Source organism: Actinomyces sp. HMT897, from assembly GCF_016626125.1.
Taxonomy (GTDB): domain Bacteria; phylum Actinomycetota; class Actinomycetes; order Actinomycetales; family Actinomycetaceae; genus Actinomyces.
Map to the genome: position 1 here is coordinate 378,423 of NZ_CP067336.1, position 16,763 is coordinate 395,185.

At 73.2% G+C, this 16,763-nt stretch carries 17 protein-coding genes; all 17 read right to left on the reverse strand.

The window, feature by feature from the left end; all coding sequences use genetic code 11:
* Positions 1 to 110: 110 nt before the first annotated feature.
* A complete protein-coding gene (locus JJJ15_RS01515; RefSeq protein WP_106109221.1) occupies positions 111 to 662 on the reverse strand; it encodes an adenine phosphoribosyltransferase in 552 nt (183 codons plus the stop codon).
* The gene (secF, locus tag JJJ15_RS01520; RefSeq protein ID WP_200511209.1) at positions 659 to 1,762 is read right to left on the reverse strand and encodes a protein translocase subunit SecF; all 1,104 of its coding nucleotides are present in this window, start codon (positions 1,760 to 1,762) and stop codon (positions 659 to 661) included. Before secF ends, JJJ15_RS01515 begins: the two co-directional genes overlap by 4 nt.
* Complete coding sequence (secD, locus tag JJJ15_RS01525; protein WP_200511210.1) at positions 1,759 to 3,729, reverse strand: protein translocase subunit SecD; 1,971 nt, start codon at positions 3,727 to 3,729, stop codon at positions 1,759 to 1,761. The genes secF and secD overlap by 4 nt, the downstream gene beginning before the upstream one ends.
* 87 nt (positions 3,730 to 3,816) lie before the next feature.
* Entirely contained in the window at positions 3,817 to 4,245 is a 429-nt protein-coding gene (locus JJJ15_RS01530) for a preprotein translocase subunit YajC (RefSeq protein ID WP_200511211.1), read from the reverse strand.
* Positions 4,246 to 4,369: 124 nt separating this feature from the next.
* A complete protein-coding gene (ruvB, locus tag JJJ15_RS01535) occupies positions 4,370 to 5,374 on the reverse strand; it encodes a Holliday junction branch migration DNA helicase RuvB (protein ID WP_200511875.1) in 1,005 nt (334 codons plus the stop codon).
* A 13-nt stretch (positions 5,375 to 5,387) separates the two neighbouring features.
* Complete coding sequence (gene ruvA, locus JJJ15_RS01540; protein ID WP_200511212.1) at positions 5,388 to 6,020, reverse strand: Holliday junction branch migration protein RuvA; 633 nt, start codon at positions 6,018 to 6,020, stop codon at positions 5,388 to 5,390.
* A gap of 130 nt (positions 6,021 to 6,150) precedes the next feature.
* Positions 6,151 to 6,762 carry a crossover junction endodeoxyribonuclease RuvC gene (locus JJJ15_RS01545; RefSeq protein ID WP_106110655.1) on the reverse strand — a complete coding sequence of 204 codons (612 nt, stop codon included), beginning with the start codon at positions 6,760 to 6,762 and terminating at the stop codon, positions 6,151 to 6,153.
* 90 nt (positions 6,763 to 6,852) lie between these two features.
* Positions 6,853 to 7,614, reverse strand: coding sequence for a YebC/PmpR family DNA-binding transcriptional regulator (locus JJJ15_RS01550; protein WP_200511213.1), 762 nt, complete (start codon positions 7,612 to 7,614; stop codon positions 6,853 to 6,855).
* 79 nt (positions 7,615 to 7,693) lie between these two features.
* The gene (pdxT, locus tag JJJ15_RS01555) at positions 7,694 to 8,392 is read right to left on the reverse strand and encodes a pyridoxal 5'-phosphate synthase glutaminase subunit PdxT (protein WP_200511876.1); all 699 of its coding nucleotides are present in this window, start codon (positions 8,390 to 8,392) and stop codon (positions 7,694 to 7,696) included.
* A 53-nt stretch (positions 8,393 to 8,445) separates the two neighbouring features.
* Positions 8,446 to 9,069 carry an NUDIX domain-containing protein gene (locus tag JJJ15_RS01560; protein ID WP_246742214.1) on the reverse strand — a complete coding sequence of 208 codons (624 nt, stop codon included), beginning with the start codon at positions 9,067 to 9,069 and terminating at the stop codon, positions 8,446 to 8,448.
* Between the two features lie 146 nt (positions 9,070 to 9,215).
* A complete protein-coding gene (gene pdxS, locus JJJ15_RS01565; RefSeq protein WP_200511214.1) occupies positions 9,216 to 10,112 on the reverse strand; it encodes a pyridoxal 5'-phosphate synthase lyase subunit PdxS in 897 nt (298 codons plus the stop codon).
* Between the two features lie 62 nt (positions 10,113 to 10,174).
* Positions 10,175 to 11,491 carry a PrsW family intramembrane metalloprotease gene (locus JJJ15_RS01570; RefSeq protein WP_246742104.1) on the reverse strand — a complete coding sequence of 439 codons (1,317 nt, stop codon included), beginning with the start codon at positions 11,489 to 11,491 and terminating at the stop codon, positions 10,175 to 10,177.
* Between the two features lie 90 nt (positions 11,492 to 11,581).
* Positions 11,582 to 13,177, reverse strand: coding sequence for a hypothetical protein (locus tag JJJ15_RS01575; RefSeq protein WP_200511215.1), 1,596 nt, complete (start codon positions 13,175 to 13,177; stop codon positions 11,582 to 11,584).
* Between the two features lie 2 nt (positions 13,178 to 13,179).
* A complete protein-coding gene (locus tag JJJ15_RS01580; RefSeq protein WP_106109229.1) occupies positions 13,180 to 13,851 on the reverse strand; it encodes a hypothetical protein in 672 nt (223 codons plus the stop codon).
* 1 nt (position 13,852) lies between these two features.
* Positions 13,853 to 15,034, reverse strand: a complete 1,182-nt coding sequence (locus JJJ15_RS01585; RefSeq protein ID WP_200511216.1) for a glycosyltransferase family 4 protein — start codon at positions 15,032 to 15,034, stop codon at positions 13,853 to 13,855.
* Positions 15,031 to 16,053, reverse strand: coding sequence for a phosphatidylinositol mannoside acyltransferase (locus JJJ15_RS01590; protein ID WP_200511217.1), 1,023 nt, complete (start codon positions 16,051 to 16,053; stop codon positions 15,031 to 15,033). Before JJJ15_RS01590 ends, JJJ15_RS01585 begins: the two co-directional genes overlap by 4 nt.
* Complete coding sequence (pgsA, locus tag JJJ15_RS01595; RefSeq protein WP_200511218.1) at positions 16,050 to 16,724, reverse strand: phosphatidylinositol phosphate synthase; 675 nt, start codon at positions 16,722 to 16,724, stop codon at positions 16,050 to 16,052. The genes JJJ15_RS01590 and pgsA overlap by 4 nt, the downstream gene beginning before the upstream one ends.
* Positions 16,725 to 16,763 lie beyond the last annotated feature (39 nt).

The window sequence follows — 16,763 nt, forward strand, 5'->3', positions numbered from 1 at the left end:
GGCGCCGTGGCCGACCCACCTCCCGGGGGGTGCAGGGCAGGGCCGGTGGCGCCCGGGCACGTCCCCACGGGGCCCGCGCCGGGCGCCGTCCCCGGCACCCGGGGCGCCGCTCAGAAGATGACGACGGACTCCACCTCGCGCCCCCTGAGCCTGTCCCGGCCGCCCAGACCGCTGAGCTCCATGAGCATGCAGACGGACTCCACCCGCCCACCGGCCTGCTCAATGAGGGCCACCGAGGCCGCGGCGGTGCCCCCGGTGGCCAGGACGTCGTCGATCACCAGGACACGGCTGCCCCCCACCACCGAGTCCGGGCGCAGCTCCATACGCGCCGTGCCGTACTCCAGGGCGTAGTCCATGCCGATGACCGGGCCGGGGAGCTTGCCGCCCTTGCGCACGGTGAGCATGCCGATCCCCAGGTTCACGGCCAGGGGGGCGGCCAGGACGAAGCCGCGTGACTCCAGCCCGGCCACGGCGTCAACACGCCCCCTGTAGTGGGCGGCGAGGCCGTCGATGAGGGCGGCGAAGGCCCGGCCGTCAGCCAGCAGCGGGGTGATGTCGCGAAAGAGGACCCCGGGCTCAGGGAAGTCCGGGATCTCCCGCAGGTGGTCCAGGACCAGCTCGGTCAGGCCCGCGGGGATACTGGGTGAGGACTGCGGGCTCATGAGCGCCTCCTCCTTCTCCTGGGCTGGGCTCCCTGGCCGAGGTGGTGCCCGGGTGTGCTGGGGGCGGCCGCGGGGGCGGCCAGGACGGCGGCGCGCGCCTCCTCGTCGTCCCCGGCCTCCTCCAGGCGGTCCTGCCGGGTCTCGGCCACGCGCCTGGCCTGCTCCCGTACCCCCTTCTCCCGGCTGCGCAGGTCGACGAGCATGGGGGTGGCCAGGAAGATGGAGGACAGCGTCCCGGCGATCATGCCGATGAACAGGGTCAGGGCGATGTCGCGCAGCGTGCCGGCGCCCAGGATGAAGGCGCCCACGAAGAGCAGGCTGGCCACGGGCAGGACGCCGACCACCGAGGTGTTGACCGAGCGGACAAAGGTCTGGTTGACGGCGAGGTTGGCCAGCTCGGCGTAGGTCGAACGGGTCTGGGACTCGTAGTTGGCGGTGTTCTCCCGGATCTTGTCGAAGACCACGACCGTGTCGTACAGGGAGTACCCCAGGATCGTGAGCACCCCGATAATGGTGGCCGGTGTGACCTCGAAACCGCTCAGGGCGTAGATGCCCACCGTCATAATAATGTCGTGGACCAGGGCCGCCAGGGCCGCCACCGCCATCTTCCAGGTCCTGAAGTAGGCCCAGATGAGGGCGCCCACCAGGAGGAAGAAGATGACCAGGCCGCGCAGCGCCTTGGCGGTGACGTCCGAGGACCAGGTCGGGCCGATGGTCGTGGCCGAGACGTCCGCGCCGTCCACCCCGTAGGCCTTGCCCAGCTCGGCGCTGAGGGTCTCCAGGTGGGTCTTGTCCAGCTCGGTGGTCTGCACCCGCACCGAGGAGGAGCCCATGGTGGTCACCGAGGCGCCGTCGGACAGGCCCTGCTCCTTGAGGACGTCGTTGGCCGGGCCCTCGGTGGGGTTCGCGACGCCGGTGACGGTCACCTCCGAGCCGCCCTTGAAGTCGATGCCCGGGTTGAGGCCGACCAGCCCCACCAGCAGCACGGAGACCACGATGGCCGCCCCCGCGACGCAGTACCACAGGCGCCGCCTGGGCACGAAGGGGATGGAGGCCCTTCCGGAGTAGAGCTCGTTACCGAGCACGGCGAGGGACTTCACCTCGTCTCACCGTCCTTTCCGCTCGTGGCGTCCTGGTCCGGGGCGTCCCCGGCCTCCTGGTCGACGTCGTCCTGCGGCTCGGCGTCGCGGCCGCGGGAGGCCTTGCGACGGGCCAGGGAGGCCATGGAGGTCTCGACGACCCTCTGGCGTCCCCGGCCGTAGGCGGCCAGGCTGCGGGCACCCAGGTGCTCGGGGTCCAGGCCCGAGAGCCGGTGGCCCTCGCCGAAGAAGCGGAAGCGCAGGATCCACACCATCATGGGATGGGTGAACAGGATAATGACCCCCAGGTCCACGATGGTGGTCACCCCCAGGGTGAAGGCGAATCCCTGCACCCCGCCGACCGCCAGGAAGTAGAGGACCACGGCGGCCACCAGGTTGACGGCGTCGGAGACCACGATGGTCTGCCGGGCGTGACGCCAGCCCTCGTCCACGGCGGCCACCAGGGTACGGCCGTGACGGACCTCGTCACGGACCCGCTCGAAGTAGATAATGAAGGAGTCCACCGTGATACCGATGGAGATAATGAGTCCGGCCACCCCGGCCAGGGACAGGCGGTACCCCATGGACCAGGACAGGGCCGCGATCACCAGGTAGGTCGCGGCGGCGGCTATGACCAGGGAGGCCACCGCCACGACCGACAGCCCCCGGTACTGCCAGGCCAGGTAGAGGATAATGAGCAGGAAGCCGACCATTCCGGCAATGAGACCGTTGCTCAGCTGCTCGGTCCCCAGGGTGGCCGAGATCTGCTGCTCGGACTGGACGGTGAAGCTCAGCGGCAGGGAGCCGAAGGAGAGCTGGTTGGCCAGGGTACGGGCCTGGGCCTGGGTGAAGCTGCCGGAGATCTGCACCCGTCCGTTGGTAATGGGGCTCTTGACGTCCGGGGAGAAGCCGGAGGCCATAATGGTCAGGCCGTCCAGGACGATGGCGAACTCGGCCTTCTGCTGGTTGACCTGGGCCTGCGGGTTGGCCTGGCCGGAGGAGCTCTTGGCGCCGGCGGCGTCGCGGTAGGCCAGGAGCCGCTTGGAGACGGCGGCGAACTGGCTGGTGCCCTCGGAGTCGAACTCCAGGCTGACCACCCACTTGTTGGTGGTGCTCCCCTGGCTCGTGGTCTCCAGGCCCGAGGTGGCGTTGGCGATGTTCGTGCCCGCGATGTCGGCCGGGCCCAGGAGGTAGACCGTGCCCGACCCGTCCTTGGCGCAGGAGATGACGGCCTTGGCGGGGTCCTGGGTGGAGCCGGTGAGGTTCTGCTCGGCGGTGCAGTCCGTCATGGCCGCGTCGTAGATCATCTGCTCGGTGATCCAGGAGTCCGAGGAGTTGTCCTCGCTGGTGGAGGGCAGGGGGTCGGAGGAGATCGTGCCGTCCTTGTTGACGTCCGCCAGGGAGGTGGCCACCTGCTCGGGGGTGACGGTGGCCGGGGTGGTGGGCTCATCAGCGGGCTCGGCCGGCTCGGTGGACTCGGCGTCAGGTGCCGGGGTGGTCGGCTCAGTGCTGGGCTCCGCGCTCGCCTCGGGGCTGGCGGAGGCCGCCGCCTTGGCCGCGGCCTGGTTACGGGCCTGGGCGATGGCGGAGGCCGAGCCGCGCAGGATGCGGATGACGGGACGGAAGTACAGGACCGCGGAGGTGCGTACGAGCTCCAGGGTCTCCTGGCTCGGGGTCCCCGGCAGGGAGACGACGATGTTCTGGCCGCCCTGGCGGGAGATCTGGGCCTCGGCCACGCCGGAGGCGTCCACGCGCTGGCGGATGATCTCAATAGCCTGGTCGACGTCCTGGTCCGTGATCTCCGAGCCGTCGGAGGTGGTGGGCGTCAGGATGATCTGGGTCCCTCCCTCCAGGTCCAGGGCCAGTCCCGGGGTCAGGGAGGCCCGGCCCGTCACGGAGCCGGCGACGAGGGCGCCGTAGCCCAGGGCGAGTAGGAGGAATATCGTCAGGAGCCTGCGTCCTGGGTGCTTGGTCTGTGGAGTGGCCACAAGGTCTCTTTCCTGAAGTGGCCCGGGTCCTCGTCGACATCGGGCGGTAGCGGTTAAGGGAGTGAGGGTACTGGCCTCGGGCAGGGGTCAGCGGTCGTGGTTCTCCTGCTCGGCGGTGGCGGCCTCCGCGGCGTCCGTGGCGGCCTGCCCGGCAGCAGTGGCGGCAGCGTCCGCGGCATCCGCGGCGTCCGGGGCGGCGGTGTCAGGCTCCGTGCTGTCCGGGACCTGGTCGTCCTGGGAGTCGGTGACGGCGAAGGGCGGCTCCTCGGCGCCGGCGATAGAGCGCCTGTTCCACAGGGACTCGTCGCCCAGCGGGGTGGCCAGGGTGACCACGTCGCCGTCGACCTCGACCACGGTGCCGTAGAAGCCGCCCACGGTACGCACCCAGTTGCCCGGTACCAGGGCCTCCTCGGTACGACGCTCCTGCTCCGCCTGCGCCTTGCGCTGCTGCCGCCTGAGGAGCACGGACATCCCCCACATGGCGAGGATCATGATGGCAAGGGTCATGAGCGTCATTGAAACGGTTCCTATCGTGGTCAGCGGGCCGGGGTCGGACAGTCCCCCCAGAGTCTAGCCATCGTGCTGGCCCACAGGAAAAACCTCCGTCACCCACCGCCCGCCCGTACCGACCGGCCCGGGCTCAGGTGAAGAGCACACCCTCGGCCGGGACCGCCAGCCCCAGGTGGGCGTAGGCGGCCGGGGTCGCCGCCCGGCCCCGGGGGGTACGGACCACCAGGCCCTCACGCACCAGGTAGGGCTCGGCCACGGTCTCCACGGTCTCCGGCTCCTCCCCCACGCTGACCGCCAGCGTGGTCAAACCCACAGGCCCGCCGCCGAACCGTGAGCACAGGGCGGTAAGGACCTGCCGGTCGAGACGGTCCAGCCCCAGGGCGTCCACCTCGAAGACCTCCAAGGCGCCGCGGGCGGCCTGAAGGTCCAGGCGCCCGGGGGTGCCGTGGACCTCGGCCCAGTCCTGGACCCGGCGCAGCAGGCGGTTGGCAATGCGCGGCGTGCCCCGCGAGCGGCTGGCGAGCTCGGCGGCCGCGTCGGCGTCCAGGCTCACCCCCAGCAGCCCGGCGCTGCGGGCCAGGATACGGGCCAGCTCCGCCGGGTCGTAGTAGTCCAGGTGCCCGGTGAAGCCGAAGCGGTCCCGCAGGGGCGCGGGCAGCAGCCCGGCCCGGGTGGTGGCCCCCACCACGGTGAAGGGCGGCAGCGCCAGGGGGATGGAGGTGGCCCCGGGGCCCTTGCCCACCACCACGTCCACCCGGTAGTCCTCCATGGCCAGGTAGAGCATCTCCTCGGCGGTGCGGGCCAGGCGGTGGATCTCGTCGATAAAGAGGACGTCGCCCTCCTCCAGGGAGGACAGGATGGCGGCCAGGTCCCCGGCGTGCTGGACCGCCGGCCCGGAGGTCAGGCGCAGGCTGCCCCCGACCTCGGCGGCGATAATCATGGCCAGGGTGGTCTTGCCCAGCCCGGGCGGTCCGGAGAGCAGGACGTGGTCGGGTGTGGCGCCCCGGGCCAGGGCCGCGCGCAGGACCACGGAGAGCTGGGTGCGCACGACCTCCTGGCCGGTGAAGTCCTCCAGGCGCCTGGGGCGCAGCGCGGCCTCGGCGGCCCGCTCGGTGGCGTCCGCCGCCCCGCCCATGAGGCGGGCGTCCTCAGCCACGGCGTCCCCCGCCGAGCCACCTCAGGGAGGCGCGCAGCAGCTCGGGGACAGAGGGCTCCTGGGCGGACGGCTCCTCCTGGTAGGCGGCCTCGACGGCGGCCACGGCCTGGGTGGCGGTGGCCTCGTTCCAGCCCAGCTGGACCAGGGCGGCCACGACGTCGGCGTTGGCCCCTGCAGGCGGGGGCGCCGCGGGCTCCTCGCTGCGGGCAGGGGCAGGGCCGGTGGCCGGACCGAGGCGGTCGCCGACGTCGATAATGACGCGCTGGGCGCCCTTGGGGCCCAGGCCCGGCACCCGGGTGAGGGCCGCCACGTCCTGGCTGGCGATGGCGCGGCGCAGGGCGTCGGGGGTGTGGACGGCGAGCATGGCCAGGGCCAGCTTGGCCCCCACGCCCTTGGCGGTCAGGAGCACGCGGAAGGCGTCACGCTCGTCGGCCTCGGAGAAGCCGTAGAGGGTCTGGGAGTCCTCCCGCACAATGAGCTCGGTGTGCAGCTGGGTCTCCTCCCCCACCCGTAGCGAGGCCAGGGTGGCCGGGGTGGCGAGGACCCGGTAGCCCACGCCCGCGCACTCCACGACGGCGTCGGTGAGGCTGAGGGTCAGGACGGTCCCGTGCAGGGAGGCGATCATGTCACTCCGATCGGTTCGAACGGCTGTTCGCCAGCCTAGCAGCAAGCCCGCTGTCACCCCACCCCGCCGCCCCCGCAGACGGGACGGGCGCCGGCATGGATGAGGCCAGCCCCTGACGCTCCTCGCGGGCTCAGGGGCGGGAGCGACGGGGGTCCACGGCGCCGGTCCGACGGGCGGCGGCCTGGGCCGCGGCCCACTGGCGCTGGGCGGGGGTACGGGCGCGGACCCGCACGGAGCCCCCGGCGGAGACCATCTCGGTGGCCCCGTCCACGCCCGTCCCGCCTCCGCGCCAGCCGTGGCAGATGGCCTGGGCCAGGGCGTCGGCGGCGTCGGCCGGGGAGGGGGGCGCCTTCAGGCCGAGGATGCGCGCCACCATGGCCCCCACCTGGGACTTGTCCGCGCTGCCCGAGCCGGTCACCGCCGCCTTGGCCTCACTGGGTGTGTGCTGTGCCACCTCCAGGCCCGCCCTGGCCCCGGCGACCATGGCCACGCCCATGACCTGGGCCACGGAGATGACCGAGCGCAGGTTGTCCTGGGCGAAGACCCGCTCGACGGACACCGAGGTGGGGCCCAGGCGGGCGATCCAGTCATCCAGGGCGCGGGCGATGGTCAGTAGTCGCAGCTCAGGGCTCTGGGAGGGCGGGGTGCGCACCACCCCGACCTCGACCAGGCGCACCCGTCGGCGCGGGTCAATGTCCACGCACCCCAGCCCGCAGCGTGTCAGCCCCGGATCCACCCCCATGACCCGCTGCTGGGCCACGAGGGCGTGCCCGGAGGCGGGGCTAGGCGGGACCACGCCGGGTACCGGCAGACGGGAGCGGGCGGGCGGGCCTCACTCGTCGGGCTCGAGCTGGGCGGCGACCTCGGCGGAGATGTCCACGGAGGTGAAGACGTTCTGGACGTCGTCGGAGTCCTCCAGGGCGTCCACCAGGCGCAGGACCCTGCGGGCGCCGTCGGCGTCGACCTCGACCTTGGTGCCGGCCACGAACTGGACCTCAGCGGACTCGTAGTCCATGCCCGCGTCGGTCAGGGCGGTGCGTACCGCCACCAGGTCGCCCGGATCGCAGTAGATCTCGAAGGACTCGGCGCCCTCCTCGACCTCCTCGGCACCGGCGTCCAGGACGGCCATGAGGACGGAGTCCTCGTCCACGCCGTCGGTCCTGGCCACCTCGACCACGCCCTTGCGGGTGAAGTTGTAGGCCACGGACCCGGGGTCGGCCAGGTTGCCGCCGTTACGGGAGAAGGCCACGCGCACGTCGGAGGCCGCGCGGTTGCGGTTGTCGGTCAGGCACTCCACCAGGAAGGCCACGCCCCCGGGCCCGTAGCCCTCGTACATAATGGTCTGCCAGTCCGCTCCCCCGGCCTCCTCGCCGCTGCCGCGCCTGACGGCGCGGGTGATGTTGTCGGCGGGTACGGAGTTCTTCTTGGCCTTCTGGATGGCGTCGTACAGGGTGGGGTTGCCGGTGGGGTCACCGCCGCCGGTGCGCGCGGCGACCTCGATGTTCTTGATCAGGCGCGCGAAGAGCTTGCCGCGCTTGGCGTCAATGGCGGCCTTCTTGTGCTTGGTGGTGGCCCACTTGGAGTGACCCGACATGTGTGCTCCTTGGGAGTCGGCGGTAGAGGGCGCCCCCGCGGCGGCCAGCGGGCCTGGCGGGTGCGCGTCCGGGCGCTGCTCAGGCCCGGTGCGTCACCATGGCGACGAAGACGTCGTGGACCCGGCTCTCGCCCCCGACCTCCGGGTGGAAGGAGGTGGCGAGCAGGGGACCCTGACGAACCGCGACAATCCTACCGCCCGCACCCCCCTGGCCCTCACCAGCGCGTCCGGCCCGGGTGGTGGCCAGGACCTCGACGTCCGCGCCCACGGACTCCACCCAGGGGGCGCGGATGAAGACCGCGTGCAGGGGACGGCTGGCGCTGGCACCCAGGGCGGGGGCGTCCAGGTCCTCCTCGTAAGAGTCCACCTGGCGTCCGAAGGCGTTGCGCCTCACGGTCATGTCAATGCCGCCGACGGTGGCCTGCCCCTCCTCCAGGCCCAGGGCGCGGTCGGCCAGCAGGATCATGCCGGCGCAGGAGCCGTAGGCGGGCAGTCCGGCGCGCAGGAGGGCCCGCAGGGGCTCGAGCATGCCGAAGCCGGTCAGCAGGGTGCTCATGGTGGTGGACTCCCCGCCGGGCAGGACAATGCCGTCAAGCCTCTGCCCCGGGGCGTCCCCCAGGTCGCGGGCGCGGCGCACGGTCACGGGGCGGGCGCCCGCGGCCTGGAGGGCCAGGGCGTGCTCGCGCACGTCCCCCTGGAGGGCCAGGACGCCGACGGTGGGCCGGGAGCCCGCCGGGGCGGGTGCGGGGAAGAGGGCGCGCGGGTTGAGCGCGTCCATGGTCTGGGCGGGGACACGGTCCACGGGTTCCTCCCGGTGCTCACGGTTACTGGTCACGACGTCGCCCGGCCCCCACCCGACCGCGTCCCGCCCGCGGCCACCTGGGCCAGGAGCTCGGCGTCCGGTGGCTCGGTGAGGTCCAGGGGCCTGCCGTCCCAGCCGGCACGCAGGGAGCCGACGAGCCCGGGGACGGCGCTGGGGTAGATCTCCCAGCCGGTCCTGCGGGCGGCGTCGAGCTCGGCGGGCGTCCACCAGGATATGGAGTCCACGGCGTCGCGCTCCAGCTGGGTCCACCCCGCCCGCTCCAGGGCCAGGGGGCCGCTCAGGCGCAGGAGGAAGAAGACCTCGTCCTGACGGCAGGTCACGGTGGCGAAGCGGAAGACGGCGTCGCGCCGGGCCACGGGCCCCTCCAGGTCCGCGGGGTCGACGACGATCCCGGACTCCTCGGCCAGCTCGCGGGCGGCGGCCTGGCGGTCCGTCTCCCCCGGCTGGATGCCGCCCCCGGGGGTGAAGACCCAGGAGTGGGCGGGGTCGGCCACGTCGTGGCCGGTCATGAGGAGGGCCAGGCCGTCGGCGGTGAGTACCAGGACGCGGGCGGCCCGCCGGAAGGGCAGGCCGCCGGGGCCGAGCCCCCACTCACCGGGGTCCACGTGCCGGTCCCAGTCCTTAGGGACCAGGGTGGGGTGGCGTCCGTCGGGGGTGAGCCCGGCCCCCGCTGCCGGACCCGTCGTCCCCGCAGCGGGGGTCGTGAGGCCGCCGGCCCCGCACGACGGGGTACCGCCCCCCGGCCCGGCCAGGCCGCCGGGCCCGGTGGCGCCGGGGCTCACCAGCCGCGCTCGGCCAGGCGGTGGGGCTCGGGGATCTCCTCGACGTTAATGCCCACCATGGCCTCCCCCAGGCCGCGGGAGACCTCGGCGACGACGTCGGGGTCGTCGAACTGGGCAGTGGCGCGCACAATGGCCGCGGCGCGCCTGGCGGGGTCGCCGGACTTGAAGATGCCCGAACCCACGAACACGCCCTCGGCGCCCATCTGCATCATCATGGCGGCGTCGGCCGGGGTGGCGATGCCGCCGGCGGTGAACAGGACCACGGGCAGGCTCCCGGTGCGGGCCACCTCGGCCACCAGCTCGTAGGGGGCGCCGAGCTCCTTGGCGGCCACGTACAGCTCGTCGGCGGGCAGGGAGGTCAGGCGGCGGATCTCGTCGCGGATGGTGCGCATGTGGGTCACCGCGTTGGAGACGTCGCCGGTGCCGGCCTCGCCCTTGGAGCGGATCATGGCCGCGCCCTCGGTAATGCGACGCAGCGCCTCGCCCAGGTTCGTGGCCCCGCACACGAAGGGCACGGTGAAGGCGTGCTTGTCAATGTGGTGGGAGTAGTCGGCCGGGGTGAGCACCTCGGACTCGTCAATGTAGTCCACGCCCAGGGACTGGAGGACCTGGGCCTCCACGAAGTGGCCGATACGGGCCTTGGCCATGACCGGGATGGAGACGGCCTCGATAATGCCGGTAATGAGGTCGGGGTCGCTCATACGGGCCACGCCCCCCTGGGCGCGGATGTCGGCGGGGACGCGCTCCAGGGCCATGACGGCCACGGCCCCGGCGTCCTGGGCGACACGCGCCTGCTCGGGGGTGACGACGTCCATAATGACGCCGCCCTTGAGCATGTCGGCCATGCCGCGCTTGACGGTCAGAGTTCCGGTGGCAGGGGGCGTGGTGGTCATATCTGTGTCCTCGGGGTCGGGGCGGCGCGCGGGGGCGACGCCGTCAGGAGCAGCCTAGTCCGTCAGGTGCGTGCGTCCAGGAAGGCACGTCGCGACCGGGCGAGCTCCTCCAGGAGCCTGTGCTCGGCGTCGGCGTAGTCGCTCTCGGCGTGCCCGTTCATGGCATGCTGGCGGAGCTGGGCCAGGTCCACGGCCGCCTTCTGGAACCTCTTCATGGCCCTGCCCGCCGCTGGCCCCCGGTTACGGGCCCACCGTCGGGCCTGACGGCGCCCCGTCCCGGTGGTGAGCATGGTGACCTCGGCGCCGGTGAGCCAGGAGGCCCGGGAGTAGTCGGCCAGGCGCGAGGCCATGGCCCTGCGCTCCATCTGGCGCAGGAGCACGATGCCGCCGATCCACATGAGGAAGACGGGGATCTCGACCGCCAGCAGGACCGGGGTCGACAGGCTGGCGATGACACCGTTCCAGAAGGCGTGCCCGCACACCGCCAGGGCGTAGCCCACCAGCGTCATCCACACCCAGGAGAAGCGTGAGCGCATGGTCGAGGCCAGCCCGACGGCAAACCCCGTGCAGGAGGTGAAGGTCAGGTGGGTGAAGGGTGTCATGATCCCACGGGCCAGGAAGGTCTCGAGGAGCTGGCTCCCGCCCGCGGACGGGTGGGTCTGGTCCAGCTGGTAGGCGCGGAAGAAGTACACGATGTTCTCGGAGAAGGCGAAGGCGCCGGCGATGACGCAGGCGTAGACGATGCCGTCCACCGGGCCGTTGAAGGTGCGTCTCCAGATAAAGAAGATGACCAGCACGCCCAGGCCCTTGGCCCCCTCCTCGAAGAGGGGTGCGGCAATGACCGCGCCGGCGGTCTCCCCCACCTCCGGGTCCCCCAGGGCCTCGGCCACGGTCCCCGACAGCCAGTCGTTGAGCAGCACGGCAATGACCACGCTCGTCCCGGCGCCCCACATAAAGGCCGTGACGAGCATGGCGGGGGGCTCAGGCTCCCACCGGTCGATCCACAGGACGGTCAGGAGCACGATCACCAGGGGGACCAGGGCCAGGGCGGCGGGCAGCACCAGCTGGCTGGCGTCCTTGACCGAGCGCACCATGTAGACCACGAAGCCCAGCAGTGCCAGCCCGCTGACGACCATGAGCAGGACCCCGACGACCTCGTTGCGGCGGCGCGCGCGCTGGGCCTGCGGGCTGGCCCAGCCCGGCACGCTCCCGCCGTACTGGTCGGGCGCGGTGCTGGTGCCGGTGGTGTAGGAGAAGTTGTAGGTACCGGCGGAGTAGCCCCAGCCATTGTCACGGCGCGTAAAGCGCGAGGAGGCGCCCGCTGGGGGCAGGTGGGGGTCCCGGGGGGTCAGCGGTGCTGCCCCAGGTGCTGTGGTCATGGGGATCTCCTGGTGGGTCGGGGGGCTTCTGGGTGACGGTACCGCGCAGACCGCCATTGTGTCTGCCCTGGGCAGCGTCTCCCCGGGGCCCTAGGGTCTGGGGCCCGGGGCGTACGGACCTGGGTCGGGATTGTAAGGGTCCAGGGTGTAGGAGTCCAGGGTGTAGGAGTCCAGGGCGTAAGGAACCGGGCCAGGGGCGTACGGGCCCGGGCCGGGCAGGCTCCCGGGGGCGTACAGGCCCAGGGCGTAAGAAACCGGTCCGGGGGCGTAGGGGCCCGCTAAGGGGACGTACGGGACCGGGACCGGGGCGTACGGGCCCGGGGCGTACGGACCTGGGCCCGGGATGTAGGGGACCGGGCCTCCCGGCGCTCCGCGAGGCACCACCCTCACGGGCGCCGCGCCGACCGGGCCAGGGGTCCTTGCGGGCACGCGGCCGGGCGGCACCGTCGTGGGCGGCACCGGGTTCGTGGGGGGAAGGAAGGGGACCAGGAGACCGCGGGCGGCGGCGAGCTCACCCAGGGCGCTCTCAAGACAGGCGCTGACCTCCTGGCTGAGGACGCCGTCGGGCGGGGTCCGCCTGCGCAGGAGGGCCAGGGCCATGACGGCCCGGCAGAAGCGGCCGCTGACCTCCGCGGCGTCGGGCCGGAGGCAGTTCCTGCGCAACCAGGCCCTTCCCGCGCCACTGGTCGCCATGCCCACCTCCAACGGCGTGAGGCGCCCGGCCCTGACGTCACCGGCCAGTGAGGCCCGGATCCGGGAGGGCTCCGTGAGCGAGACCACCAGGACGGTCACCCCCCAGGCCAGGGCGAGCAGCGCCAGGACCCCGAGGTAGACGCCCGGGTGGCCCCCGGAGAGCTGGTGCGTCATCCAGGACTCCAGGACCACCATGGCCAGGACCCCGCCCCCGAGCACCGCCACCTGTATGGCCTTAGAGCGCGTGCGGGCGGCCCGGCCCAGGGCCAGGGCCGGGCAGAAGGTGGAGACCACGGCCTGCACGGTCACCAGGACGGCAGCGACCCCGGGCATCTCCCTCGCCAGCAGGGAGACGCTGACGACCAGGGCCTGCCCGCAGGCCATGAAGCCCGTGTAGGTGACCGCGTCCAGGACGCCGCCGACGTCCTCGCGCCACAGGAGCAGGAGCAGGGCCAGCCCCGCCCCGGTGAGCAGGGCGTGGACCAGCGGGGTGCCCACCAGGCCGGGGGACACGGCGACCTGGGGCAGCAGGAAGGACAGGCGCACCTGCCCTACCACGTCCTCCAGGCCGTACTCCGCCAGCAACTCGGTGGTACCCCACAGGAAGGCCACGAGCACGAGGATCCGGTACCTGGCGGTCCTGGCGGCCCACAGCAGGTAGCCGACGGTCACCGCCACCGGGACGAGCGCCCCACCCAGAGCCCGGAGCACGTGCCCCAGGAGAGCGCCCCTGGTAGTGAGCAGGACCACGGAGCCGACCAGGGCCACCAGACCCAGGACGACCAGGACGGGGGCCGTGGACCGCCGGGCCCGGAACCTGGTGAGGCCCTCCGGCAGAACCGCCGCGTCCAGCTGCGGGGAGGACCAGTCCGGCTCGCCGTCGGGGTAGAGGGCGTTGACGGTCAGGGCGTCGGTACCCGCCCCCGCACCGGCCCCGGGCGCCGGCGGGTCCGGCTCCCAGGACGGGCGGGGGCCCGGAGGGAGGGCGGCCATGCTCAGGCTCCTGCGGCACCGGCGGGCCCGGTGTCGTCGTCCACGTCAAAGGTCTGGGGCATGGGGGCGCGCCCGGCCAGGTGCAGGAGACGGACCACCAGGTCGGCACGCAGGCGCTGGGCCTGGGCCACGCGGGTGTCGTGGAAGCGGCGGGCCAGGACCACCCGGTAGGCGGCCCTGTCCAGGCGGGCCAGGACCTCGGCGGAGCGGGGGTCGTCGGCCAGGAGCGCCCGGGTGCGCGCGTGCAGGACGGTCCGTATGACCCGGGACAGGTCGGACTCCACGCGGGCGCGCGGACGGTCCTCACCGTCCCCGGCCGCCGGGTCCGCCCCGGTGGGGGGCGTGGACGACGTCGGGCTCGGGGGCGCCCCGGCCCCCGGCGGGCGGTGCTCCAGGCCGTCGTCGACCAGGGGGCTCTCGCAGTCCAGGGACTCCCGGGCCGCCTGGGCCAGGAGGAGGCCGGAGGCGGGGTCGAGCAGCCCGGAGGTGGCCAGCTCCAGGGCCGCCTGGGCACGGTGGACGAGCTGGGCCTCCAGCGTGGCGCGCGCCCCCAGGACCTGGCGGTGGAGGCGGTCCACCCTGACCGCGCGGGCGTAGAGCAGCCAGCCGATGACCACCAGCAGCGTCACCAGGACGGTCCATCCCAGCAGGGTCTGGGGGTGGGGCACGCTCATCTCAGTCCTCCAGGGCGTCGCGCAGGCGGCTCATGACGGTACGCTGCCCGGGCGCCAGGCGTACCCGGGTGTGGGCGGTGGACAGCGCCATGTCGTAGACGTCCAGGACGGCGTCGGTCACGGTGGACCAGTCGTAGCGCCTCACCTCGGTGTCGGCGGCCCGGCGCCGGGCGTCGGCCGCGTCGGCGTCGGTCAGGGTGTCGACGATGACGCGGGCCAGATCCTGGCTGTCCCCGTTGCGGAAGAGGGCGCCGTAGCGTCCGGCGCCCAGCACGTCGGAGAAGGCCGTCAGGTCCGAGGCGATGACGTGGGTACCGGCCGCCATGGCCTCCACCAGGACGATCCCGAAGGACTCCCCCCCGGTCTGGGGGGCCACGTAGCAGGTGGCGGAGGCGAGCAGGGCGGCCTTGTCCTCGTCACTGACCCCGCCCAGGAAGGTCACCTGCTCCCCGAAGCGCGCCAGGGCGGCACGCTGCTCCCCGGCGTCCCCGCGCCCGGCCACCAGGAAGCGTGTCCCGGGGAGGGCCTCCAGGACGGCGGGGACGGCGTCGGCCAGGACCGTCAGGCCCTTGCGGGGCTCGTCCAGGCGCCCCAGGAAGGCCACGGTGGGGGCCTGGGGGGTCCCGGCGAAGCGCGGGTCGTGGTGGGAGGCCGTGGCGAAGGGCTCGACGTAGATCCCGTTGGGGATGACCACCGCGTCACCGCCGTGGTACTGGATGAGGGTGCGTCGGGCCTCCTCCGAGACCGCGATCATGGCGGAGATCCTCTCCATGAGGGGGGCGGTCATGGGTGAGAGGAGCTCGCGGGCCAGGGAGCGGTCCATGGCGGCGTGGAAGGTGGCTACCACCGGCCCGTCGGCGGCCTGGAGGGCGAGCATGCCTACCGAGGGGGTAATGGGCTCGTGAATATGAAGGAGGTCTAAATCACATTCCTCCAGCCACTTGCGGGCGCGGCGGGCCACGGCGGTACCGAAGTTGAGGCGCGCCACCGACCCGTTGTAGGGGATGGCCACGGTGTCCCCGGCGCTGGTGACCCACGGCGGCAGGTCCTCGGTCCGGGTGGCGGGGGCCAGGACACGTACGTCGTGCCCTCGACGACGCAGCTCATCGGCCAGGTCCATGACGTGTACCTGGACACCTCCGTGGGCGTCCAGGGAGTACGGGCAGACGATACCGACCCTCATGCGCTCCCCTCCTGCAGGTGACGGGACGCCGCAGGATCCGCGGTGGCGGCCCCGCCCTGGCGCGCGTGGGAACGCGCTAGCCGCTCCTGGTCCAGGTCGGCGTCGAAGACCGGCTGGAGCATGTGCCAGTCGGTGGCGTGGGCGGCCAGGTCCGGGGCCAGGGCGCTGACCCACCGCCGGGTCCAGGCCTCCACCTGCGCCCGGCCGTCCAGGCCCTCAGGCGCCGGGACGTGACGGGCACGTACGTACAGCCCCCAGCGGGACCCGGCCCGGCGGCGGCGCTCACCGGTCAGCGGCTCGTAGCCGACGGTGACCGCGTACAGCGGCAGGCCCAGCCGCTGGGCGATGGCGGCTGGCCCGGCGGCCACCCGGGCGCGGTGCCCGGCCAGGTCGGCCAGGACGCCCGAGGCGGACAGGTCCCGGTCGGCCAGCAGGGCGACGGCGTAGTGGCCCTGGCTGGCGGTACCCACCAGGTGCTCAAAGACCTTCTCCCCGGGGGCCTGGCCGATAATCCGCATGCCCTGGCCCTGACGGAAGCGGACGAACTGGTCGAACAGGTCCGCCGGCTCCAGCCTCTCGGCCACGGTGAGCACCTGGGCCAGCTCCTGACAGGCCCAGGTCCCCACCAGGTCCCAGTTGCCCATGTGGGGCAGGGCCAGGACCACCGAGCCGTCCCGGGCGTCCTGGCGCAGGCTCTCGGGGACGTCAGCGCGTACCCGGGCCATGACCTGCTCCAGGCTCATGGAGGGCAGGGCGAAGGCCTCGTAGAAGTAGCGCGTGTAGGAGCGCATGGCGGCCCGGGAGGCGCGGTGGAGGGTGCGGGCGGTGGTGTCGGCGGGCAGGAGGCGGGCGAGGTTCCTCTCCAGCTGGCCCACGCCCGTGCGGGTGGGGCGCAGTCGGTGGACCGTCCAGGCCACGTCGGCCCCGGCGTGGGCCAGGCCGTAGCCCAGCCAGGTGGGCAGGTAGCGGGTGCAGCGCCAGGCGGTCCGGTAGAGCGCCGCGGTGAGGCGGCCGCTCATGCCCGGCCCCCGGAGGTCCCGGCACCCAGTGCGGGCTCCTGCCGGACAGCGGCCCCGGGACCGATCTGCCCGCGGACGGTGAGCACCCGCTGGACGATGGTGACCAGACAGGCCGCGGCCACGTACCCCAGGGCACCGCTCAGGACCCACTGGGGGGCGCCCAGGCCCACGATAAAGGTTGCTACCAGGGACACCACGAGACGGTCGGTGCGCTCGGCGACCCCCACGGCGGCGGTGGCGCCCACGGACTCGGCCCGGGCCCGGGCGTAGGGGACGACGGCGCCCAGGACCACGCTGGCGGTGGCCAGGACCACGGTCACGGTGCGCAGGGTGCCGGGCTCCATGCGCAGGGCGGCCCAGACGGCCAGGGAGCCCATGACGGCGCCGTCGGCCAGCCGGTCCAGGGTGGAGTCCAGGAAGGCGCCGAAGACCGAGCTCTGTCCGGTGGCCCGGGCCAGGATCCCGTCAAAGGAGTCGGCGACGAGCAGGATCCCCAGGAGCGGCGGCCCCACGAGGAAGTGCCCCTGCGGCAGGGTGACCACGGCGGCGGTGACGGACAGGACGGTGCCGGTCACGGTGAGCGTGTTGGGGGTGATGCCGGCCCGCGCCATGGCGAGGGCCGGGCGGGTGAAGAGGGCCCTGGTCAGGCCCCGGCCGTGCTGTCCGAGCATAGGTTCCTCTGGTCGCTGTGGGAGGTGGGGCGGTAGCGG

Coding starts and splice junctions, on each gene's coding strand:
- JJJ15_RS01515 (WP_106109221.1), bottom strand. CDS start 662: ATGAGCCCGCAGTCCTCACCCAGTATCCCCGCGGGCCTGACCGAGCTG.
- JJJ15_RS01530 (WP_200511211.1), bottom strand. CDS start 4,245: ATGACGCTCATGACCCTTGCCATCATGATCCTCGCCATGTGGGGGATG.
- ruvB (WP_200511875.1), bottom strand. CDS start 5,374: ATGGGCGGGGCGGCGGACGCCACCGAGCGGGCCGCCGAGGCCGCGCTG.
- ruvA (WP_200511212.1), bottom strand. CDS start 6,020: ATGATCGCCTCCCTGCACGGGACCGTCCTGACCCTCAGCCTCACCGAC.
- JJJ15_RS01545 (WP_106110655.1), bottom strand. CDS start 6,762: ATGGGGGTGGATCCGGGGCTGACACGCTGCGGGCTGGGGTGCGTGGAC.
- JJJ15_RS01550 (WP_200511213.1), bottom strand. CDS start 7,614: ATGTCGGGTCACTCCAAGTGGGCCACCACCAAGCACAAGAAGGCCGCC.
- pdxT (WP_200511876.1), bottom strand. CDS start 8,392: ATGGACGCGCTCAACCCGCGCGCCCTCTTCCCCGCACCCGCCCCGGCG.
- pdxS (WP_200511214.1), bottom strand. CDS start 10,112: ATGACCACCACGCCCCCTGCCACCGGAACTCTGACCGTCAAGCGCGGC.
- JJJ15_RS01570 (WP_246742104.1), bottom strand. CDS start 11,491: ATGACCACAGCACCTGGGGCAGCACCGCTGACCCCCCGGGACCCCCAC.
- JJJ15_RS01575 (WP_200511215.1), bottom strand. CDS start 13,177: ATGGCCGCCCTCCCTCCGGGCCCCCGCCCGTCCTGGGAGCCGGACCCG.
- JJJ15_RS01580 (WP_106109229.1), bottom strand. CDS start 13,851: ATGAGCGTGCCCCACCCCCAGACCCTGCTGGGATGGACCGTCCTGGTG.
- JJJ15_RS01585 (WP_200511216.1), bottom strand. CDS start 15,034: ATGAGGGTCGGTATCGTCTGCCCGTACTCCCTGGACGCCCACGGAGGT.
- JJJ15_RS01590 (WP_200511217.1), bottom strand. CDS start 16,053: ATGAGCGGCCGCCTCACCGCGGCGCTCTACCGGACCGCCTGGCGCTGC.
- pgsA (WP_200511218.1), bottom strand. CDS start 16,724: ATGCTCGGACAGCACGGCCGGGGCCTGACCAGGGCCCTCTTCACCCGC.